Below are 22636 nucleotides of genomic sequence, written 5' to 3'. Positions count from 1 at the left end.
ACCAGAACCCCCGGAACCCCCAGCTCCCCGGCCCACGGTCGTGGCCGCGGCATCCCCGTGCCATCCGGGGGGCGTCGCGAGCGCGTGCTGCACCTCGGTGAGCAACGGGACGAGGTCGACGCGGTCGGGGAGGTAGAGCTCCAGCAGCTGCAGGCCGTCCCAGACGGCCGCGACGCGCACGGCCTCGCCCTCGAAGTCGCGCCCTGGATCCACGGTGCCGGCGGCGGCCGCGTCGCGCAAGGCGACGACCGAGAACTCGCGCAGCCGCGCGTAGCGCTCGCGCATGTAGGCGTGGGCGGGGTGGTCCCGCGTCGAGCTCTCGCCGACCAGTGCGGCGTACAGCGGCAGGTAGCCCTCGAGGCCCTCGTTGCGCGCCGCGATGGCGGCGAACATCAGCGTGCCCGGCGCGGGGACGGCGTCGCCGTCGAGCAGCGCCTCCTCGGTGGCGCGGTCGAAGGAGGCGATCACCGCCGTCAAGAGCAGATCCTTCGAGGCGAAGTGCTTGAGCAGGCCGGGGTGCGTGATTCCGGCGGCGGCGGCGACGTCGCGCAGTGATGCCGCACGGTAGCCGCGCGAGACGAACACGTCTCGGGCCGCCTCCACGATGCGGTCGCGGGTGGCGGCGGCGTTGCGTGTGCGCTGCGGCGTGCTCGTCGTCATGCTCGCCTCCCGAGAGACCACCCTACTGCGGCCCCTGCCCTCCCGAAGGATTCAGTTACCAATCGGTCGGGTTTCGTGTACCGTGTCCCTCGAGACCTCGCGTCTCACCCTCACATCGCTGTGAAAGGACTCTCCATGACAGAGCTGTCACCGGCTGCGACCGCCGCGGCCGTCGGAACGACCGGCATCCGGACGCCGGGCACCACCCCGTCGAAGACGCCGCGGGGCTACACCGCGAGCCTCGCCGCCGTGAACTTCGGCGTCTATCTGGCGCTGCTCACGCCGGTCATGGTGTCGATGGCGTTCAAGATCCAGCACATCTCGACGGATGCCGCCGCCGCGACCGGCAACCTCGGGCTGGTCCTGGGCGTCGGTGCGCTGTTCGCCCTCGTCGCGAACCCCCTCGCCGGACGCCTCTCCGATCGGACGACGTCGCGCTGGGGCATGCGGCGGCCGTGGATCCTGGGCGGGGCGATCGTCGGTCTCGGCGCCTTCGCGTTGATCGGCGCCGCCACCTCGGTGTGGGTCGTGCTGGTGGGATGGTGCCTCGCGCAGGCGGCGATGAACGCACTCCTCGCGGCGGCCAACGCGACGCTGCCCGACCAGGTGCCGGTGGCCCGTCGCGGCGCCGTCTCGGGGCTCGTGGGCATCACGACGCCCCTCGGCATCCTCGGCGGCAGCTTCCTGATGAACTTCATCGCCGAGGACTTCCTCCGCTTCCTCGTGCCGGCGCTGATCTCGACGGTGCTCGCCGTCGTCTTCGTCGTCATGCTCAAGGACCGCGTCCGCACGGAGAAGCCCGTCGACCGCTTCACGATCGGCAAGTTCTTCGGCTCGTTCGTGTTCAACCCCGCCGCCCACCCCGACTTCGGCTGGACCTGGCTCACCAAGTTCCTGGTGATGTTCGGCTACGCCGGCATCGCGACCTTCCTCCCGTTCTACCTCGTGGAGAAGTTCGGCCTCGATGAGCAGGGAGCCATCGCGACGATCCTGGTGGCGAACCTCGCGTCGATGGCGGCCATGATGGTGTCGAGCCCGCTCGGCGGCATCCTGTCCGACCGCATCGGCAAGCGGCGTCCCTTCGTCGCGATCGCCGGTCTGATCATGGTCGTCGGCCTCGTGCTGCTGGCCTTCGCGCCCAGCATCCCCGTGCTCATCGTCGCGCAGGCGATCATCGGGTTCGGCGCCGGGTCGTTCTTCTCCGTCGATCTCGCCCTCGCGACCCAGGTGCTGCCGAACCCCGACGACGTCGCGAAAGACCTCGGCGTGCTCAACATCGCCAACGCGCTGCCGCAGTCGATCGCGCCCGCCATCGCGCCGTCGATCATCGCGCTCGGTGCCGCGACGCCGCTCGGGGGCTACACGACGTACTACCTCTTCGGCGCCCTCGTGGCCCTCGCCGGCGCCGTCCTCGTCTACCGCATCAAGGGAGTGAAATGACCACCGACACCACGACGACCCCGCCCACCGCGATCGAGCGGCCCTGGCTCGACGCCGATCTTCCGATCGACGAGCGCGTCGAGCTGCTGCTGGGGGAGATGACCGTCGAGGAGAAGGCGGGCCTGTTCTTCCAGACGATGATCGCGATGGGTCCCGACGGCGCGCTCTCCGACGGCGACCCCGCCTTCGGGCTCCCCTCGACCGACGAGTACGTGCGTGAGCGGCACATGACCCACTTCAACCTGCTCGGCGTCGCCCCGACCGCGCGCGAGATCGCGCAGTGGCACAACCGCCTGCAGGAGCTCGCGGCCTCGACGCGTCTCGGCATCCCCGTGACGATCTCGACCGACCCGCGCCACTCCTTCACCGAGAACCCCGGCACCGCGATGCTCTCGGGCCCGTTCTCGCAGTGGCCCGACGCGCTCGGCCTCGCGGCGACGCGCGACGAGGAGCTCGTGCGCACCTTCGGCGACATCGCGCGGCAGGAGTACACCGCCGTCGGCATCCGCGTCGCCCTGCATCCGCAGGTCGACCTCGCGACCGAGCCGCGCTGGGCGCGTCAGCTGCAGACCTTCGGAGAGGATGCCGAGCTGTCGGCGCGGCTGGGCGCCGCGTACATCCGCGGATTCCAGGGCGACAGCGTCGGGGCGGGGTCGGTGTCCACGATGGTCAAGCACTTCCCGGGCGGCGGGCCGCAGAAGGACGGGGAGGATCCGCACTTCGCCTACGGCCGCGAGCAGGTGTACCCCGGCGACGCGTTCGAGCTGCACCTGAAGCCGTTCGAGGCGGCGTTCGCGGCCGGCGTGCGCCAGGTCATGCCCTACTACGGGATGCCGGTCGGCACGCAGTACGAGGAGGTCGGCTTCGGGTTCAACAAGAGCGTTCTCACGGGTCTGCTGCGGGAGCGGTTCGGGTTCGACGGCATCGTCTGCACGGACTGGGGTCTGCTCACCGACAGCGAGATCATGGGAACGCCGTTCCCGGCCCGCGCCTGGGGCGTCGAGCACCTGACCCCGGCGGAGCGTATGGCGAAGACGCTCGATGCGGGCGCCGACCAGTTCGGCGGGGAGCGCTGCACCGAGATCCTGCTGCAGCTGGTGGCCGACGGGGTCGTCGCCGAGGACCGTCTCGACGTCTCGGCCCGGCGCCTGCTGCGGGAGAAGTTCCTGCTCGGCCTGTTCGACGACCCGTACGTCGATGTCGATGCCGCGGATCGCATCGTGGGCTCCCCGGACTTCCGGGCGGCGGGCGACGCCGCCCAGCGCGCGGCGATCACGGTGCTCGCCGCGACCGACGCGGTGCCGTTCGGGCCCGGGCCGAAGCTCTACGTCGAGGGGATCGACGCCGACCTCGCCGCGCAGTACGGGCAGGTCGTCGCGACACCGGGCGAGGCCGACGTCGCCGTGCTGCGCCTGCAGGCGCCGTACGAGCAGCGCGGCTCGATGTTCGAGAACTTCTTCCACGCCGGGTCGCTCGACTTCCCGGACGAGGTCGTCGCCCACGTCGCCGAGGTCGCGGCCGCGGTGCCGACCGTCGTCGACGTGTTCCTCGACCGTCCCGCGATCCTCACGCCCCTGGTCGAGCTGGGCGTGACGGTGACGGGCAACTGGGGTGCGAGCTCCGCCGCGCTGCTCGACGTGCTCTCGGGTCGGGCCGTCGCCCGCGGACGGCTCCCCTTCGACCTGCCGCGGTCGATGGCCGCGGTGGAGGCCTCGCGTCCCGACGTCCCGTTCGACACGGTCGACCCGCTGTTCCGCTTCGGCCACGGCGTCGATATCTGACCGCGCGGGGTCGTCTCGCCTGATCGGGGGAGGGCGACAGAATCGGATGCCGCGGCGCGCGGCATCCGATTCTGTTTTGGTGCTCCGATTCCGTGGCGGCGCACCCCGCATGCCAGTGAGACTCAGTCTCACGAAGCGTGGGTGTGGGTTCCATACAGGTCTGGATGCCGCGACGGTCGCGAGCGTTGTGGAGAGCCCGCAACGGGTTTGCGGCGGTGTTGTAGCCCTCCTACCGTCGAGACTGAGTTCTGCTGTCCGCTGTCGAAAGGTACGCCGATGACCGACGCCGCCGTCCGTCCGAAGAAGCCCGCCACGAACACGCGCACTCCCGCGGGGGGAGCCCCCACCGCCGCGCACACCGCGGCCGAGGCGCACGAGGCCCGCATCCACGTCGACACCGTCACCGATCTGCTGCTCGGCACCTGGGCCGACACGCGGCGCGAGGCGCGCGAGATGATCAAGGACCCCGCGATGTGGAAGATCGAGGGGCTGTCGGTGGCCGACCACCGCGAGCGCGTCCTCGGGCAGCTGCGCGTGCTCGTCGAGAACAACGGATCGCGCCGCGCGTTCCCGAAGAAGTACGGCGGCCTCGAGGACAACGGCGCCAACCTCGCCGGCTTCATGGAGCTCGTCCTCGCCGACCCGTCGCTGCAGATCAAGTCGGGCGTGCAGTGGGGCCTGTTCGGCTCCGCGATCTACCAGCTCGGCACCGAGAAGCACCACGACGCCTGGCTGCGCGACGTCATCGACCTCGAGCTCCCCGGCGCGTTCGCCATGACCGAGATCGGCCACGGCTCCGATGTCGCGGCCATCGGCACGACCGCCACCTACGACCCCGAGACCGAGGAGTTCGTCATCCACACGCCGTTCCGCGGCGCATGGAAGGACTACCTCGGCAACGCCGCGCTCCACGGTCGCGCCGCCACGGTGTTCGCCCAGCTCATCACCGGCGGGGTCAACTACGGCGTGCACTGCTTCTTCGTCCCGATCCGCGACGAGAACGGCGAGATGCTCCCGGGCGTGCAGAGCGAGGACGACGGCGTGAAGGGCGGCCTCAACGGCATCGACAACGGCCGGCTCGCCTTCGACCACGTGCGCGTCCCGCGCTTCAACCTCCTCAACCGCTACGGCGACGTCGCCGCCGACGGCACCTACACCTCGGAGATCCCGAGCCCCGGCCGCCGCTTCTTCACGATGCTCGGCGCGCTGGTGCAGGGGCGCGTCTCGCTCGACGGCGCCGCGACCACGGCGACGGCCCTCGCCCTGAACATCGCGATCACCTACGCGGGCCAGCGCCGCCAGTTCGACTCGGGCTCCGGCAGCGACGAGGTCGTGCTGCTCGACTACGGCAAGCACCAGCGGCGTCTGCTGCCGCGGTTGGCGCAGGTGTACGCGCAGTTCTTCTCCAACGACGAGCTGCTGCGCACCTTCGACGGCGTCTTCAGCGGCCGCACCGACACCCCCGAGGAGCGCGAGAACCTCGAGACCCTCGCGGCGGCCCTCAAGCCGCTGTCGACGTGGAACGCGCTCGACACGATCCAGGAGTGCCGCGAGGCGTGCGGCGGCTCGGGCTTCATGGCCGACAACCGTCTGGTGGGGCTGCACCACGACCTCGACGTCTACGTCACCTTCGAGGGCGACAACAACGTGCTCCTCCAGCTCGTCGGCAAGCGGCTGCTCAGCGACTTCGCGAAGCAGTTCCGGGGCGCGGATGCCGCCAAGCTCGCCTCCTTCGCCGCCAGGCAGACGGCCGGCAAGGTGTTCCACGGCGCGGGGCTGCGCCAGCTCGGCCAGGCGGTGACGGACCTGGGCTCGACGGCACGGTCCGTCGAGCTCGGCCTGCGGGCCGAGCAGCAGCACGAGTTGCTGGCCGGACGCGTACAGCAGATGATCGAAGACATCGCTGGCCGGCTGCGCCCGGCATCCAAGGCCTCGCCGGCCGAGGCGGCGGCCATCTTCAATGCCAACCAGGCCGAGCTCATCGAGGCAGCGCGCGCCCACGGCGAGCTGCTGCAGTGGGAGGCGTTCAGCGACGGCATCGCCGGCGTCTCGGATGCCGGCACGGCTCAGGTGCTCACGTGGCTGCGCGACCTGTTCGGCCTGCACCTGATCGAGAAGCACCTCGCCTGGTACCTGATCAACGGGCGCCTGTCGGCGCAGCGCGCGGCCTCCGTGTCGAAGTACATCGACCGGCTGCTCCTGCGCCTGCGCCCGCACGCGCAGGACCTCGTCGACGCGTTCGGGTTCGCGCCCGAGCACGTGCGTGCGCCGATCGCCTCGGGCGCCGAGCGGGAGCGGCAGGAGGAGGCCCGCACCTACTACGCCGACCTCGCCGCCTCGGGGGCCGCCCCCGTCTCAGAGAAGACCCTGAAGAAGAAGTAGCGCCGCCACGCCCCGCGAGCCGACACGATTCGCGCGAGCCGCTACGGCACGGCCGGGCCATTGTGTGACGGTTCGGTCACGGGGTAGCGGCTCGGTGGTGGTGGTGGGGGTGAGTGCCCGGCCGGCCGACCCCGCGCGTGTGCCGGACTCCTCCACGCGCGGGGGCGTGGGCCGCGTCCGGGCGTCCCTGCCCCGCGACCGCAGCGAGTTGGAGGAGTTCGGGACCCGGACCTCGGCGCCCGTCCCCGACACCCCGGTCATGCCGGGGCTCCCGACGGCGCGACGCGGCCGCGCGGTGTCGGCGCCCGCGGCTAGCCTGACGGAGTGAGTGATCTGCGTGTGGGCCCCGACGGCGTCTCGCGGTGCGGCTGGGTCGGTGACGACCCGGAGTACCGTCGCTACCACGACGAGGAGTGGGGCCGGCCGCTGCACGGCGACCGCGCGCTCTTCGAGAAGCTGAGCCTCGAGGGCTTCCAGGCGGGACTGTCGTGGATCACGATCCTCCGCAAGCGTCCCGGTTTCCGCGAGGCGTTCGCCGGCTTCGACCCCGAGGTCGTCGCGGGCTTCGACGACGGTGACGTCGACAGGCTGATGGCGGATGCCGGGATCGTCCGCAACCGCGCGAAGATCCTCGCGACGATCGGCAACGCGCGGCTCGTCCGCGACATGCGTCCTGGTGAGCTCGACGCGCTGATGTGGTCGTTCGCGCCCGACGCGAGGGCCGAGGCGGAGCGGCCGCGCGTCTTCGCGGACGTGCCGGCGGTGACCCCGGCATCCGATGCGCTGTCCGCCGCGCTGCGCACGGCGGGGTTCCGTTTCGTCGGCTCCACCACGATGTACGCGCTGATGCAGTCGGCGGGGATGGTCGACGACCACCTTCACGGGTGTCACCGCGCACCCTGATCGACGCACCCTTACCGCCGGGAGGGGTGCGCCGTGTCGCACCCACGCGGCAGACTGACGCCATGGCACCCGCATCCGAGCACGTCGCCGACTCGCACGGACGCATCCGCGTCGTCGGGGCGCGTGAGAACAACCTCCAGGGCATCGACGTCGAGATCCCGAAGCGGAGGTTGACGGTCTTCACCGGCGTCAGCGGCTCCGGCAAGTCCAGCCTCGTGTTCGGAACGATCGCGGCGGAATCGCAGCGGCTGATCAACGAGACGTATCCCACGTTCGTGCAGCAGTTCATGGGACAGCTGAGTCGCCCCGACGTCGACGCGCTCGAGAACGTGAGCCCGGCCATCGTGGTCGATCAGGAGCGGATGGGCGCCAACGCGCGCTCCACGGTCGGCACGGCGACCGACGTCCACGCCATGCTGCGGGTGCTCTTCAGTCGCATCGGCCGGCCGCACGTCGGCTCGCCGCAGGCCTTCTCGTTCAACGTGCCGTCGGTCTCGGGGTCGGGGGCGATCACGATCGCCGTCGGCGCCGACGACGGCAAGACCGAGCGCCGCTCGTTCGAGGTCACCGGCGGCATGTGCCCCGCGTGCGAGGGGCTGGGGCAGGTGAGCGACATCGACATCGACGAGCTGCTCGACCGCTCGCTGTCGCTGCACGCGGGCGCCATCCGGGTTCCCGGCTACACGCCCGACGGTTGGATGGTGAAGGGCTACAGCGAGTCCGGGTTCTTCGACCCCGACAAGCCCATCGCGGACTTCACCGACGACGAGCTGCACGTGCTGCTGCACCGGGAGCAGACGAAGGTGAAGATCGCGGGCATCAACATGACCTACGAGGGACTCGTCCCGCGCATCACGAAGTCGATGCTGCAGAAGGACCGGGAGGGCCTGCAGCCCCACGTCCGGGCCTTCGTCGACCGTGCGGTGAAGTTCATGCCGTGCGCGGCATGCAGCGGGACGCGACTCAACCACGCGGCGCGATCGTCGAAGATCGCGGACGTCAGCATCGCGGATGCCGCGGCGATGCAGATCACCGAGCTCGCGGCCTGGGTGGCGACGATCGACGACCCGTCGGTCGCGCCGCTGGTGACGGGGCTGCGCCAGACGCTGGACTCGTTCGTGGCGATCGGGCTGGGCTATCTGTCCCTCGATCGCGCCAGCGGCACGCTCTCCGGCGGCGAAGCCCAGCGCACCAAGATGATCCGCCATTTGGGCTCGAGCCTCACCGACGTCACGTACGTGTTCGACGAGCCCACGACGGGTCTGCACCCGCACGACATCCAGCGCATGAACGACCTCCTGCTCCTACTGCGCGACAAGGGCAACACCGTGCTGGTCGTCGAGCACAAGCCGGAGGTCATCGCGATCGCCGACCACGTCGTCGACCTCGGACCCGGCGCGGGGCGGGCCGGCGGGCGCATCACGTACGAAGGCGACGTCGCCGGACTGCGCGCGTCCGACACCGTCACCGGCCGGCACATCGACCATCGGGCCCGGCTGAAGCCCGAGACGCGCGGCGCCCGGGGCGCGCTGCCGATCCGCGGTGCGCGCCTGCACAACCTCCAGGGCGTCGACGTCGACGTGCCCCTCGGCATCCTCACCGTCGTCACCGGCGTCGCGGGTTCGGGCAAATCCTCCCTGATCCACGGGAGTCTGCCCGCCTTCGAGGGCGTGGTCGTCGTGGACCAGACGCCCATCAAGGGCTCCCGCCGGTCGAGCCCGGCGACCTACACCGGCGTGCTCGACGCGATCCGCGCCGCGTTCGCGAAGGCCAACGGCGTGAAGCCCGGACTGTTCAGCGCGAACTCGGAAGGGGCGTGCCCCGCGTGCCGGGGGCTCGGGGTCATCATCACGAACCTCGGTTTCACCCAGAGCGTCGAGACGCGGTGCGAGCTGTGCGAGGGCAGCGGCTTCAGCGACACGGTGCTGGAGTACCGCTGGCAGGGGCGCACCATCGCCGAGGTGCTCGCCATGCCGGTCGACGAGGCGGCCCCGTTCGTGGGGAAGGGGCCGGCGCACGCGGTGCTCGTCCGCATGATCGACGTGGGCCTGGGCTACATCACCCTCGGCCAGTCGCTCGCGTCGCTCTCCGGCGGGGAACGCCAACGCCTCAAGCTCGCGATCGCCATGGCGAAGCCGGGCGCGGTCTACGTGCTCGACGAGCCCACGACCGGGCTGCATCTGGCCGACGTCGACAACCTGCTGGCGCTGCTCGACCGGCTGGTGGATGCCGGAAACTCGGTGATCGCGATCGAGCATCACCAGGCCGTCATGGCGCACGCCGACTGGATCATCGACGTCGGCCCCGGGGCGGGCCGCGACGGGGGACGGGTGGTCTTCGAGGGGACGCCGGCCGCGCTCGTCGCGCAGCGCGAGACGCTGACCGCCCGTCATCTCGCGACGTACGTCGGAGGATGACGAGCCGATAGTGGGTAGTTCTCCCCATGCGCAAGGGTGCACCGCCGTGAATTCTGTGACGTAGGCTATCCGGGTCTGCACGACGTGTGCGCCTGCTTCAGCAACAGGTCCCGACGCCACGCAAACAACGAGCCCGGAGGGGAGCCGAGCCCACAATGAAGTCCTTTGCGTGGCTTCGCGCGCGTCCGCGCACGCTGATTTCGACCGCTGCCGTGACGGCGGCCGCCCTGGTGGTGGGCTTCTTCGCCGTCTCGTACGAGGGAAAGCCGACCACGGAGGTCGACCTCAACGACGGCGGTGTGTGGGTCACCAAGCAGTCGAGCCTGCTCATCGGCCACTTCAACCACTCCTCGCGCGTCCTCGACGGCGGCCTGCGCAACGGCACCGCCGACTACGACCTGCTGCAGAGCGGCACCCGCGTGCTGGTCGTCGACTCGACGGCATCCTCGATGGCCGCGATCGATCCGGCACGGGTGATCCTGTCCGACTCCGCCGAGCTGAAGCCGGGCGCCGCCGTCGCGATGGGTGCCGACACGGTCGCGGTGCTCGAGCCGACCGGTGCGCTCTGGACCAGCCCCTTCACGGCCATCAGCGGGATCGGGGCCGAGGGCACCGAACCGGTGGCGGACGAGGGCAAGAACGCGAAGGTCGCCGTCGGCGTCGACGGGACCGTGTACGCGGCGTCGGCCGCCGACGCGGTGCTGCGCTCCTACGGCCCGGGCGACGACAGCACCACCGTGCAGAAGTCGTCGCACGACCTGGACGGCGTCTCCGCCGAGCACACGCTGTCGCTGACCGTCGTCGGCACCACGCCGTACGTGCTCGATCACGACACCGACACCCTCTACGGCGGCGACGGCTCCCGCGTGCAGGTGCCCCGCGGCGCCGTCCTCCAGCAGCCGTCGGGAACCGCGAGCGCCGTGACCCTCGCGACGCCGACGGCTCTCGTGCGGGTCCCGATCGGCGGCGGTGACCCGGAGACCGTGGATGCCGGGAGCGCCGAGGGCGCACCCGCCGAGCCCGTCTACGTCGCGGGGTGCGCGTACGGTGCCTGGTCGGGCAGCGGACGCTTCGTCCGCGACTGCCCCGGCGAGGCCGACGACGTCGTCCAGGACGTGCCGGGCATCGAGCCCACGAGCGTGCTCCGCTTCCGCGTCAACCGCGATGTCGTCGTCCTCAACGACGTGTTCGGCGGGGCGGCGTGGATGGCGTCGGACTCGATGCAGCGCGTCGACAACTGGCAGGACATCACGCCGCCCGAGGGTGAGGGCGACGATGAGGAGGAGACCACCGAGGAGACGGTGCAGACCACCCTCCCGGAGCGCACCGACCAGAACACGCCCCCGGTGGCGCAGGACGACGAGTACGGCGTGCGGCCGGGCCGCACGACCGTGCTGCCCGTACTCGACAACGACACCGACGCCGACGGCGACGTGCTCGTGGCCGCCGCGTCATCGACCCCCGGCTTCGGCAGCGTCGAGCCGATCAACAACGGCGCGGCCCTGCAGTTCACGACGCCGGAGGACGCCACCGGATCGACGAGCTTCCGCTACACGGTCGACGACGGGCGCGGAGGCGAGGCATCGGCGACCGTCACGGTGACCGTGCACCCCTTCGACGTCAACTCCGCCCCCGTGCAGAAGCGCACCACGCCCATCACGGTCGAGTCGGGGGGCACCGCGTCGTACAACGTGCTCTCGGACTGGATCGACCCGGACGGGGACGACATCTTCCTCAAGGACGTCGCGGCCGACGGCGGCGACGAGGCGGACTTCACCCCCGACGGCCAGATCACGTACCGCGCGATCGGCGGCACCCAGGGTCGGAAGGACGTGCCGATCCTGGTCTCGGACGGCTCCGCCGACGGTCCGGGCGTCTCCCGCTACGACATCCGGCCGCTCGGCACCACGCTGCCGGTGACGAACTCCGATCACGTCGTCACCCGCGCGGGCCGCACCGTCACCGTCTCCCCCCTCACGAACGACACCAGCTCCGGCAGCGAGCCGCTGCGCCTCACCCGCGTCGACGAGGTGCCGGGGGCGACGATCGTTCCGGACTTCGCGAACAAGACCTTCACGTTCACCGCGGCCAGCCCGGGGACCTACTACCCGCAGTACCTCGTGTCGGCGGGCCCGAACTCCGTTCCCGGCCTCGTCCGCGTCGATGTGCTCCCGGCATCCAACGAGGATCTCCCGCCCGTCGCGGTGCGCGACATCGCGCTGCTGCCGGTCGGCGGCGACGTGCTCGTGAACGTGCTGTCCAACGACACCGACCCGGGCGGCGGCATCCTCGTGGTGCAGTCGGTCACGTCCGAGCCGGGCTCGGGCGTCGCGGCGGCCGTCCTCGGCCACGAGACGGTGCGCATCAGCGACGTCGGGTCGCTCAACAAGCAGGTGCGGGTGGGGTACACGATCTCGAACGGGTCGCGGTCGGCCACCGGCGAGATCGTCGTGATCCCCGTGCCGCCGCCCGCCAAGCTGCGCCCGCCGGTCGCGAACGACGACCAGGCCGTCGTGCGCGTCGGCGACACCGTCACCATCCCGGTGCTCGCGAACGACTACCACCCCAACGGCGACACCATCCACGTCGCCCCCGATCTCGTCGCCCCGCTGGTCGACCCCGCCGACGGCGCGGCGTTCGTCTCGGAGGACAAGGTGCGCTTCCGTGCCGGGGACACGCCCAAGACCGTCTATGTGACGTACGAGGCGGTCGACTCGTCGGGCCAGCGCGACGCCGGCTACGTCACGATCCAGATCCTGCCCCGCAACGACGAGGCGAACTCCGCTCCGAAGCCGCACGACATCACCGCGCGCACGTTGAGCGGGGCCACGGTGACGATCCCGGTGCCGCTGGACGGCATCGACCAGGACGGCGACTCCGTCGAGCTGATCGGCATCGCAGAAGCGCCCAAGAAGGGGCGCATCGCCGAGACGGGGGCCAACTCGTTCACGTACGAGGCGTTCGGCGACGCGGTCGGCGTCGACACCTTCTCGTACCGCGTGCGCGACAGTCTGGGCAAGGACGCGACCGCGACCATCCAGGTGGGCATCGCCCCGGCGGCGTCGGTCAACCAGGCGCCCTACGCCGTGCGCGACGCCGTCGTGATCCGGCCCGGCCGAGAGGTCGCCGTGCCGGTGCTGGCCAACGACTCCGACCCGGACGGCGACGAGTTCGGCTTCGCCGAGGACGACCCGATCACGCTTCCCGACGTCGCCGGCCTGAAGGCGCGCATCAGCGGGAAGTACCTGCTGATCACCGCTCCCGAAGAGCAGATGAACACCTCGCTGCAGTACGCGATCACCGACGCGCGCGGCGCGCGGGCGAGCACGAGCGTGCAGATCACCGTCGACCCGGAGGTGCCGCTGGAGCGACCCATCGCGCGAGACGATCGCGTGCGGGCGGAGGACGTCAAGGACGGCACGACCGCCGAGATCGCGGTGCTCGAGAACGACGACGACCCCGACGGCACGAAGGCCGACCTGACCGTCACGCTCGGCGTCGGCGGCGAGACCGCCCGCGTCGGCGCGGACGGCTCCGTGCGGGTCGAGGTCGGCGACCAGCGTCAGCTGATCACCTACACCGTGACCGACCCGGACGGCCTCACCGACTCCGCCTTCATCCGGGTGCCCGCGCTGTCGGAGCTGCCGCCCAGCCTGATCTCGACGAAGCCCGTCGAGGTGAAGAGCGGCGAGACCATCGAGCTGCCTCTCTCGCAGTACGTCCGCGCCGCCGGCGGCAAGGGCGTCGTCATCACCGAGGCCGCCAAGGTCACGGCCGTGCACGCGAACGGCGCGAACCTGATCAAGGATCAGCAGACCCTCGTGTACACGTCGGCCGACCGGTACTTCGGCTCCGATGCGCTGACCTTCGAGGTCACCGACGGCGACGGCCCCGACGATCCGACCGGCCGCAAGGCGACGCTGACCATCCCGATCACGGTGCTCCCGCCCGACAACCAGTCGCCCACGATGCTCGGCGCGTCGATGAACGTCTCGCCCGGAGAAGACGCCACGGTGCTCGACCTCGCGGCGCTGGCGAGCGACCCCGACCCGGGCGACCAGGGCAAGCTCACGTTCCGCATCAAGGGATCGACCCCCGACGGGCTCACCGCCGCGGTCGACGGCACCCAGCTCAAGGTGTCGGCATCCGCGTCGACGAAGAAGGGCACGCGGGCCGATCTCACCGTCACCGCGGACGACGGCACGACGCCGCCGGCGGAAGCGACGATCTCGATCACCGTGACGGCGTCCACACGGCCGCTGGCCAGCGCCAACGACGACGTCATCGCCCAGTCGAACCAGGGCTCCACCGAGTCCGTCGCCGTCCTCGACAACGATGTCAACCCGTTCCCGGAGACCCCGCTGAAGGTCGAGAGCGCCACGCTCGAGACCGGCCAGGCGCAGGTCGCCGTCCGCGGCGACCGCGTCGAGGTCACGAGCGACAAGGCCTTCGTGGGCGTCGTGGTCGCGCGCTACCGCGTGATGGATGCCACGGGGGACCCCGACCGCGCCGTCGAGGGACGCATCCGCATCACGGTGCAGGGCAAGCCGGACGCTCCCGGCCGGCCCGTCGTGTCGAGCATCCAGAGTCGCACCGTCGTGCTCTCCTGGACGCCGCCGACCGACAACGGCTCGCCGATCACGGGGTACACGGTCACCTCGACGGCGAACAACTACATGAAGCAGTGCGCGTCGACGACGTGCACCCTCGACGGGCTCACCAACAACGTCGAGTACAACTTCGTGGTCACCGCGAGCAACAAGGTCGGCACGTCCGACCCGTCGATGCGGTCGGAGACCGCCCGTCCCGACGTCCGCCCCGACACGCCCGCGCCGCCGACGCTGAAGTTCGGCGACCGCAGCCTCACCGTCTCGTGGGTGGCGCCGCGCACCGAGGGCTCTCCGGTGGAGTCGTACACGCTCGAGATCTCGCCCGCGCCGCCGTCGGGCATCGTGCAGAAGACCGGCGTCACCGGCACCACGATCGTGTGGGACGGCCTCGAGAACGGCTCGTCGTACCAGGTGCGCGTCCGGGCGCACAACCGCGCGCCGGAGCCGAGCGAGTTCAGTGCCTGGTCGGCCTCGATGGTGCCGGCCGCGCCGCCGGCGGCGCCGAACGCGCCCACGACGACGCTTCTCGACCCGGTGGGCTCACAGGCTCAGATCCGTGTCGACTGGAGCGCCCCCGCCAACAACGGCGACACGATCTCGGCGTACGAGCTGCGCGTGCTGCGGGGGGGATCGGTCGTGAAGACCGTCCCCGTCTCGGGCAGCCAGACCAGTCAGGCCGTCGTCGTCGACACCTCGACGACGGACTACACGTTCGACGTGCGCGCGCAGAACAAGGCGGGCTGGGGCGAGCGCAGCCCGCAGTCGGCGCCGCGTCGCGGTGTGACGGCTCCGGCGGCGCCGACCGGTGTCGCGGCGAGCGAGGGCAACAACGCGGTCGGCGTCACGTGGACGGCCGGGTCGGGCAACGGTGCGGCCGCGAACGAGATCCGCTACGAGTACTCGGTCAACAACGGCGGGTGGAGCGGCTCCTGGGCGTCGGGCGGCACCAACGGCTCCGGCACGATCAGCGGGTCGCAGGTGGCCAACAACGGCACCTACAAGATCCGCGTGCGCGCCGTGTCGACCGTCGACGGAAGCTCCTTCGCGAGCGGCGCGTCGAACGAGTCCAACGCCGTCGCCCCCTACGGTCCGATCGGCAACCCGTCGGCGCGGGCGTCGGCATCCGGCACGAACATCACCTACTCCTGGTCGTCGCCGGGCCGCAACGGGCGCGACATCTCGACCGAGGTGTACATCGACGGCGGGCTCGTCAGCCGTGACGCGAACGGATCGCTGACCCGGGGCTACGGCTATGCCGAGACGCACAGCATCGAGGTGCGCACGAGCGCGGCGGGCCAGACGACGACGGCCTCCGACTCGGCGCGCACCGCCGATCCGCCGAAACCGCGGGTGTGGGTCACGCGCGGCGACTTCGTCAACAACGGGTGTGTCAACGGCTGCTACAAGTTCGTCGTCAACACCCAGAACTTCCCGGCCGGCAGCTACAAGATCAACTGCTACCGCAGCGGCGGCAACGGTCCGATCAACACGTGGCAGGGTCCCTTCGACCTGCCCGCCAACGGCTCGAAGCAGCTGGAGTGCTTCCTCGGCGCCGACGGCTACGACGTGTGGGTCGACATCCTCGGCTGGGGTGGCTCCGTCGACACGGAGACGTCCTGGTGGCCACGGAACTGACGTCCACGAACGAACTCGCACAGCAAGGAACGAACGAATGAGCATGACCCCCGAACAGGCGGCGTGGTTCCGCGACACCTTCACGCGGCTGGTCGACAACGTCGATCAGGCGCTGCTCGGAAAGCGCGAAGTGGTGGGCCTGGTGCTGTCCGCCATGCTCGCGGAGGGCCACGTGCTGCTGGAGGATGCGCCGGGCACCGGCAAGACGAGCCTCGCGAAGGCCATCGCCGCCTCCGTCCAGGGCACGAGCACCCGCATCCAGTTCACGCCCGACCTGCTGCCCTCCGACGTCACGGGCGTCACCATCTACGACCAGCAGAACCACCGCTTCGAGTTCCACCGCGGCCCGGTGTTCTCCTCGATCGTGCTGGCCGACGAGATCAACCGCGCCTCCCCGAAGACGCAGTCCGCGCTCCTGGAGGTGATGGAGGAGTCCCGGGTGACGGTCGACGGCGTGGCACACGAGGTCGGCCGCCCGTTCCTGGTCATCGCGACGCAGAACCCCATCGAGCAGTCGGGTACGTACAAGCTGCCGGAGGCGCAGCTGGACCGCTTCATGCTGAAGACCTCCATCGGCTACCCGACGCTCGCCGTCACCGAGCGGATCCTCGCCGGGGCGGTCGACCGCAACCCCTCGGCATCCCTCAGCGCCATCATCACGACGAGCGCCGTCGCCGACATGGCAGACCTCGCCGCGACGGTGCACGTCGACCCGGTCGTCGCCCGCTACGCCGCGAAGCTCGTGGAGCACACGCGCGCATCGGAGTCGACGCGCCTGGGCGTCTCGGTGCGCGGGGCGATCTCGATGATCCGCGTCGCGAAGGTCTACGCCGCCTCGCAGGGCCGCCACTTCGTCGTGCCCGACGACGTGAAGACGCTCGCGGTGCCCGTCTGGGCGCACCGGCTCGTGCTCGATCCCGAAGCGGAGTTCTCCGGCACGAGCGCCGAGAGCGTCGTGCAGCGCGCCGTCGGCGCGGTCGAGGCACCCCTGGCACGGGCCGCGAGCTGATGTCGTCGGCGCCGGACACCCTGACCCCGTCGCGTCGTGCGCGCCGGCGGGGCGGCGACTCCGGCGTACCCGCGAGTGGGACGCCGACACCCGCGCCGGCATCCGAGGACGTCGCCGGCGACGACGAGGCGCCTCTGGTCGCCCCGCGCGAGGCGACGGCGGCGGAGCGCCGCCGGGAGCGGATCGAGGTGGTGCGGCGGCGCACGACACGTGCGCTGCGCACGGTCGCCGACGTCGTGCAGCCGCTCGGCTGGGTGCTGATCGCGACGGCGGTGCTCGTGTGGTGGCTCGCCTTCGCGTACGGCTGGCGCGAGTTCCTCGTCGTCGCGGGCGTGGTCACGACCACGCTGGTGGTCAGCCTCGGGTTCCTGTTCGGGCGGACCACGTACGAGATCGGGCTGGATCTGACGCGCACCCACGTCGTCGTCGGCGAGCGCGCCGTCGGCGGCCTCATGCTCGCCAACCGCACCTCGCGCACCCTCCTGCCCTCGGAAGTGATCCTGCCCGTCGGCGCCGGCCGGGGCGTCTTCCAGGTGCCGCGGCTCGTTCCCGGCGAGGAGCACGAAGAGGTCTTCGCCATCCCGACCACGGCACGCGGCGTCCTGTCGGTCGGCCCGGTGAGCGTGCGCCGCGGCGATCCGCTGGGGCTGTTCGAGCGTGCCCACGACCGCCGCCAGGCCGTCGACCTCTACGTCCACCCGCGCACGACGACGCTCGACGGCCTCTCGCTCGGGCACCTGCGCGACCTCGAGGGCCTGCCGGTGCAGCACCTGTCCCGCGACGACGTCTCCTTCCACGCGCTGCGGGAGTACCAGCCGGGCGACGACCTGCGGCACGTGCACTGGAAGTCGACCGCGCGCGTCGGCGAGGTGATGGTCCGCCAGTACGAGGAAACGCGGCGCTCGCACTTCGTCGTCGGGCTCTCGACCCTTCCCGACGAGTACCGCGAGGCCGAGGAGTTCGAGCTCGCCATCTCGGTCGCCGGCTCGGTGGGGCTGCGCGCCCTGCGCGACTCCCGCATCCTCGACGTCCGCACGCAGCACGGCCCGGTGCGCTCCGTCACGGCGCGGCGCTTCCTCGACGAGCTGTCGATGCTGGGCGCGTCGCGGCCCCGGCTGGGCGGCACGGTCGCCCTCGCCGGCAGCATCGCCGCGCACGCCCCGGATGCCGCGGTCGTCGTGCTCGTGACGGGCGCGCGCATCGACGCCGCCGAGCTGCGTCTGGCCTGCTCCCGTCTGCCGCAGGGCGTGCGCGCCCTCGCCGTCGTCGCGGACGTCCGCGTCGACGCGCCCGCCCTCCAGCGCATCGGAGAGGCCGACGTCGTCACGATCGGGGCCCTCGACCAGCTGCCGCGCGCCGTCCGGAAGGTGCTGTCGTGAGCGCCCGGGCCCGGATGCCGCGTCTGCGCCCGCGTCCCGCGTCGTCGCGGGTGCCGGAGACGCGGGAGCCGCGCCGCGTCGCGCTGGATGTCGTCGCCGCCGCCCTCCTGCTGATCGTGTCGGTCATCGGGTTCGCCCCGACGTTCGATTCGCCGCAGTACCTCGTCGCCGGGATCGGCGGCCTCGCGCTCGGTCTCGTCCTCGCAGTGGTCGGAGCGCGGTGGCGCTGGGGCATCCTGAGCCTCGCGGGCGGCACGGTCGGCGCCTACCTCGTGTTCGGCGGGGCGCTCGCGCTGCCGCACACCGCGCTGCTGGGCGTCGTGCCGACGCTGGACACCCTGCAGCAGCTCGCCCTCGGCGCCGTCACCTCGTGGAAGCAGCTGCTGACCACGGTCCCGCCCGTCGCGGCGGGCGACGGCCACCTCGTCGTGCCGTTCATCCTCACGCTCGTCGGCGCCGTGCTCACGGGCTCCCTCGCGCTGCGGGCCCGTCAGGCGGCCTGGGCGCTGCTGCCGGCGCTCGCCGTGCTCGTCACGACGGTGCTCCTCGGCGTCGAGCAGCCCGCGGCGCCGCTCGTGCAGGGCATCCTCTTCGCCGTCGTGGCGACGGTGTGGCTCGCCCTGCGGCGGGTGTGGGACCACGACCGCGCCGCCGTCCGGGTGGAGTCCGCCGGTGCCTCCGACGCCGCCACGGTGCGCAGCTCCCGCACGCGCCGCCTCGTCGCGGGCGGCATCGTGCTGGCGGTGGCCTCGGCGGCGGGCATCGCGACGGCCGCCGTGGCGACCCCGCCGCGGTACATCCTGCGCGACTTCATCGTTCCGCCGTTCGATGTCACGCAATACCCCAGTCCGCTGCAGTCGTTCCGCGGCCACGTCCGCGACGACGCCGACAAGACGCTGTTCACCGTCACCGGGCTGCCCGAGGACGGCCGGGTGCGACTGGCGACGATGGACGCGTACGACGGCATCGTGTACAACGTCTCGGATGACGGCGCCGGCTCGTCCAGCGCGTTCACGCCGATCCGCTCGAACATGTCGCCGACCGCGACGGGCACCCCGGCGACCGTGCGCGTGGAGGTCGGCGACCTCGACGGCGTGTGGGTGCCGGATGTCGGTGCCGTCCGCGACTTCGCCTTCGACGGGCCGCGGGCGTCCGAGCTCGCCCGCACGACCCATTTCAACGATGCGACGGGAACCGCGGTCTCCCCGATCGGCCTCGCGAAGGGCGACGCCTACACGATCGAGACGGTCGTGCCCGAGCAGCCCAGCGACGCCGCCTTGGCGGATGTCCCCTTCGCGTCGCTGAAGATGCCGAAGCAGAGCGGCATCCCCGAGAAGATCGCCGACCTCGCGTCGAAGGCGACCGCGAGCGCCGAGACGCCCATCGAGCGGGCGCGGGCCCTCGAGAGCTACCTGCACACGCAGGGCTTCTTCAGCCACGGCCTCGGCGACGAGGTCCTCTCCCTCTCCGGTCATGGCGCCGCCCGCATCACGTCGCTGTTCGGCAGCGAGCAGATGGTCGGCGACGACGAGCAGTACGCGGTCGCCATGGCCCTCATGGCCACGCAGCTCGGCATGCCGGCCCGCGTCGTGATGGGGTGGCACGCCGACGACAAGCACCCGCAGGACGGTCCCACGCTCACCGCGACCGGCGGCAACCTCCACGCCTGGGTCGAGATCGCGTTCCAGGACCACGGTTGGGTCGTCTTCGACCCGACACCGGACGAGGACAACAAGCCGAACGACCAGTCGACCAAGCCGAAGGCGAACCCCAAGCCGCAGGTGCTGCAGCCGCCGCCCCCGGCCCAGGAGCCGGCCGACCTGCCGCCCGCGATCGCGGAGAACCGCGATCAGGAGGAGGACCAGGCGGCCGGGCTCAGCTGGCTCGGGCCGGTGCTGCTCTACGGCGGCATCACCCTCGGGGTGCTCGCGCTGCTGCTGGCCCCCTTCATCGTGATGGGCGTCATCAAGGGCGCCCGGCGGGCGCGTCGGCGCGGGGCGGCGCGGACCGCCGACCGCATCTCCGGCGGCTGGGACGAACTGGTCGACTCCGCCGTCGATCTGCGCGCGCCCGTCGTCGCCGGCGCCACCCGTGCCGAGAGTGCGGACGTGCTCGGTGCCGCCTTCGCCCAGCCGCGCGTGGCCTCGCTCGCGACCCGGGCCGATGTCGATGTCTTCGGACCGGGTGATCCGACGCCCGAGGACGTCGAGACGTTCTGGCGCGAGGTGGACGACATCGTCGGGGAGATGAGGGGTTCCGCCACGCTGTGGCAGCGCCTGCGCGCGCGGCTCAGTCTGCGCTCCCTGCGCCACGGCGGCCCGCCGTGGCAGGCCGTGCGCCGCACCGTGGCCGGTGCCGGCGCGTCCGTGGGCGCCTGGGTGCGGCGCAGCATCCGTCGACGCCCCTCTCGTGGAACGGAGTCCTCCGATGAGTGATCCGGCATCGGTGCACCGCCCGGCTCGGCTGGGCCGTCGTGCGGGCGCGTATCTGATCGATGCGGCGATCGGGTTGATCGTCCTGCTGATCGCCGTGGGCGTGTTCGCCGGCATCTCGTTCGGCACGGGCGGCGGGCTGCCGCTGCCGGTCGCCGTCCTGCTGGCGTACGCCGTCGGGCTGGGCTGGTTCGTGGTCTACACGGTCCTGCAGGCCGGGGCGGGCTCGCTGGGCATGCGCGCTCTCGGTCTGCGCCTCGTCCGCGAGGGCACGTCGGATGCTGCGCCCCTCGGCTTCGGTCGAGCGCTCGGACGCAACCTCGTCTGGGGCCTGGGTGCGGCGATCGTGGTCGGGTACTTCTCCCCCCTGTTCGACGGGACGCCGTGGCGTCGCGGCTGGCACGACCGCGCAGCGGGAGCGGTGATGACCGACGTCGCGGGCCGCCCGGCCGTGCCCTCCGAGGACGCGTCGGTCGCGCCGACGCCGGCGGCTCCCGTCGGTCCTCTCGCGCCGTCGGTGCTCCCGCCCGCGCCGATCCTCCCGGTCGGCGACGCCGCCGACCTCGACGGCTGGACGCCGGCCGGCCCCGCCGCCCCGGCGCCCGCGTCACCGCTCGCGAGCGGCGTGATCTCCTTCGTCCCCGGCGTCAGCGACCCCTCCCGTCTGGACGAGCCGGCACCCGCCCCGGCGCCGGCGGTGCCGACGGTCGATGCGGCGCCGGTCGACCCGCCGCCCGCCCGCGACACCGCGGCGACGCCCGGCCCGCGGACGGCCGACGTGCCGCTCATCGAGAACCTCGACGAGACCCGCATCTCCACGGGCGAGCGGCCGTTCGCGCGCCTCGTCTGGGACGACGGCACCCGCCAGGCCGTGTACGGTCGCACGCTCTTCGGGCGCAATCCCGCCCCCGAGACGGGAGCGATGGTCTCTGCGGTGCGCGATGAGACGCTGTCGCTGTCCAAGACCCATTTCGAGCTCGTCCCCGCCGACGACCGTTCCGTCTGGGTCGTCGACCGGCATTCGACCAACGGCGTCGTGCTGCGCCGCGGGGTCGGCGGGGCGGATGCGCAGCCGCTGGTCCCGGGGGAGCGCACGCGCGTGCGCAGCGGCGACGTGCTCGAGTTCGGCGACCGGCAGGTGACGATCGAGGTGGCGTCGTGACCGCGGTGCCCATCGTCGTGCGCGCGGGCGCGGCGACCCACACGGGGCTGCGCCGCCGCGTGAACGAAGACGCGTTCCTCGCGCAGGCGCCGCTGTTCCTGGTCGCCGACGGGATGGGCGGTCACGACGCCGGCGACCGTGCGAGTGCCGCCGTCGTCGCGGAGTTCGCGCACCTGGTCGGCGGGGCGAGCCTGGCGATCGATCAGATGCGCACGGCGCTGCGTCGTGCCCGCGCCCGGGTGGAGGCGATCGCCAGCGACGGCCGCGCCGCCGGCACCACCCTCGCCGGCGTGGTGGTCGCGGAGGTCGGCGGGGTGGGCTACTGGCTCACGGTGAACGTGGGCGACTCCCGCACCTATCGCTTCGCGAACGGCGTCCTGGAGCAGATCAGCGTCGACCACTCGGTGGTCCAGGAGCTCCTCGACGCGGGCGTGCTCAGCGGAGCGGATGCCGCGACCGACAGCCGCCGCAACGAGATCACCCGAGCGATCGGCGCGGGAAGCGACGGTCAGGCGGACTACTGGATGGTCCCCGCCGCGCCGGGCGACCGCATCCTCGTCTGCTCCGACGGGCTGTCGGGGGAGCTGTCCGCCGAGCGGCTGCGCGACATCCTCGCCGACGAGTCCGATCCGGATGCCGCGGCCACCCGCCTCATCCACGAGGCGCTCGTGCACGGCGGGCGCGACAACATCACGGCCGTCGTCGTCGACGCGCTCGCGGTGTCGGGCTACGACGACGTGTACGACACCGCGCCGGCGGGGGCGCGACGCGGCGACGCCGACGGCGATACGCGCCCGCGCGCGGACGCGAGGGGTGACTTCTGATG

At 71.8% G+C, this 22636-nt stretch carries 12 protein-coding genes; 11 read left to right on the top strand and 1 reads right to left on the bottom strand.

Features of this window, described 5'->3' with window-relative positions:
* Positions 1-660 (bottom strand): TetR/AcrR family transcriptional regulator (locus tag AC1Q49_RS11490; RefSeq protein ID WP_492492281.1); only part of this gene is annotated, 660 nt, incomplete at its 3' end.
* A gap of 135 nt (positions 661-795) precedes the next feature.
* On the opposite strand from AC1Q49_RS11490, the gene AC1Q49_RS11485 reads away from it, so the two are divergent.
* The 11 genes from AC1Q49_RS11485 (at position 796) to AC1Q49_RS11435 (ending at position 22634) form a co-directional block, all read left to right on the top strand.
* On the top strand, positions 796-2100 hold the full coding sequence (locus AC1Q49_RS11485; RefSeq protein WP_060961091.1) for an MFS transporter: 1305 nt from the start codon (positions 796-798) through the stop codon (positions 2098-2100).
* Positions 2097-3881 carry a glycoside hydrolase family 3 protein gene (locus AC1Q49_RS11480; protein WP_492492279.1) on the top strand — a complete coding sequence of 595 codons (1785 nt, stop codon included), beginning with the start codon at positions 2097-2099 and terminating at the stop codon, positions 3879-3881. Before AC1Q49_RS11485 ends, AC1Q49_RS11480 begins: the two co-directional genes overlap by 4 nt.
* 276 nt (positions 3882-4157) lie before the next feature.
* Entirely contained in the window at positions 4158-6263 is a 2106-nt protein-coding gene (locus AC1Q49_RS11475; RefSeq protein WP_492492277.1) for an acyl-CoA dehydrogenase family protein, read from the top strand.
* Positions 6264-6587: 324 nt separating this feature from the next.
* A complete protein-coding gene (locus tag AC1Q49_RS11470) occupies positions 6588-7166 on the top strand; it encodes a DNA-3-methyladenine glycosylase I (protein ID WP_060961087.1) in 579 nt (192 codons plus the stop codon).
* Positions 7167-7228: 62 nt separating this feature from the next.
* On the top strand, positions 7229-9583 hold the full coding sequence (locus AC1Q49_RS11465; RefSeq protein ID WP_492492274.1) for an ATP-binding cassette domain-containing protein: 2355 nt from the start codon (positions 7229-7231) through the stop codon (positions 9581-9583).
* A 212-nt stretch (positions 9584-9795) separates the two neighbouring features.
* Complete coding sequence (locus AC1Q49_RS11460) at positions 9796-15828, top strand: Ig-like domain-containing protein (RefSeq protein ID WP_492492272.1); 6033 nt, start codon at positions 9796-9798, stop codon at positions 15826-15828.
* A 37-nt stretch (positions 15829-15865) separates the two neighbouring features.
* Positions 15866-16837: an AAA family ATPase gene (locus AC1Q49_RS11455; RefSeq protein WP_492492270.1), complete on the top strand. Its 972-nt coding sequence runs from the start codon at positions 15866-15868 to the stop codon at positions 16835-16837.
* Entirely contained in the window at positions 16837-18216 is a 1380-nt protein-coding gene (locus tag AC1Q49_RS11450; RefSeq protein ID WP_101307010.1) for a DUF58 domain-containing protein, read from the top strand. Before AC1Q49_RS11455 ends, AC1Q49_RS11450 begins: the two co-directional genes overlap by 1 nt.
* Positions 18213-20651 carry a transglutaminase TgpA family protein gene (locus tag AC1Q49_RS11445; RefSeq protein ID WP_492492267.1) on the top strand — a complete coding sequence of 813 codons (2439 nt, stop codon included), beginning with the start codon at positions 18213-18215 and terminating at the stop codon, positions 20649-20651. The genes AC1Q49_RS11450 and AC1Q49_RS11445 overlap by 4 nt, the downstream gene beginning before the upstream one ends.
* Positions 20644-21810 carry an RDD family protein gene (locus AC1Q49_RS11440; protein WP_492492265.1) on the top strand — a complete coding sequence of 389 codons (1167 nt, stop codon included), beginning with the start codon at positions 20644-20646 and terminating at the stop codon, positions 21808-21810. Before AC1Q49_RS11445 ends, AC1Q49_RS11440 begins: the two co-directional genes overlap by 8 nt.
* The gene (locus AC1Q49_RS11435; RefSeq protein WP_061781920.1) at positions 21807-22634 is read left to right on the top strand and encodes a PP2C family protein-serine/threonine phosphatase; all 828 of its coding nucleotides are present in this window, start codon (positions 21807-21809) and stop codon (positions 22632-22634) included. Before AC1Q49_RS11440 ends, AC1Q49_RS11435 begins: the two co-directional genes overlap by 4 nt.
* Positions 22635-22636 lie beyond the last annotated feature (2 nt).

The sequence above is a fragment of the Microbacterium sp. MPR-TSA4 genome (assembly GCF_058792815.1).
The sequence above is the reverse complement of the archived record's forward strand: the minus strand, read 5'-3'. Positions and strand labels throughout refer to the sequence as shown.

Excerpts from the sequence above, each read along its gene's own strand:
- AC1Q49_RS11485 (WP_060961091.1), top strand. The coding sequence starts at position 796 with ATGACAGAGCTGTCACCGGCTGCGACCGCCGCGGCCGTCGGAACGACC.
- AC1Q49_RS11480 (WP_492492279.1), top strand. The coding sequence starts at position 2,097 with ATGACCACCGACACCACGACGACCCCGCCCACCGCGATCGAGCGGCCC.
- AC1Q49_RS11475 (WP_492492277.1), top strand. The coding sequence starts at position 4,158 with ATGACCGACGCCGCCGTCCGTCCGAAGAAGCCCGCCACGAACACGCGC.
- AC1Q49_RS11465 (WP_492492274.1), top strand. The coding sequence starts at position 7,229 with ATGGCACCCGCATCCGAGCACGTCGCCGACTCGCACGGACGCATCCGC.
- AC1Q49_RS11455 (WP_492492270.1), top strand. The coding sequence starts at position 15,866 with ATGAGCATGACCCCCGAACAGGCGGCGTGGTTCCGCGACACCTTCACG.
- AC1Q49_RS11450 (WP_101307010.1), top strand. The coding sequence starts at position 16,837 with ATGTCGTCGGCGCCGGACACCCTGACCCCGTCGCGTCGTGCGCGCCGG.
- AC1Q49_RS11440 (WP_492492265.1), top strand. The coding sequence starts at position 20,644 with ATGAGTGATCCGGCATCGGTGCACCGCCCGGCTCGGCTGGGCCGTCGT.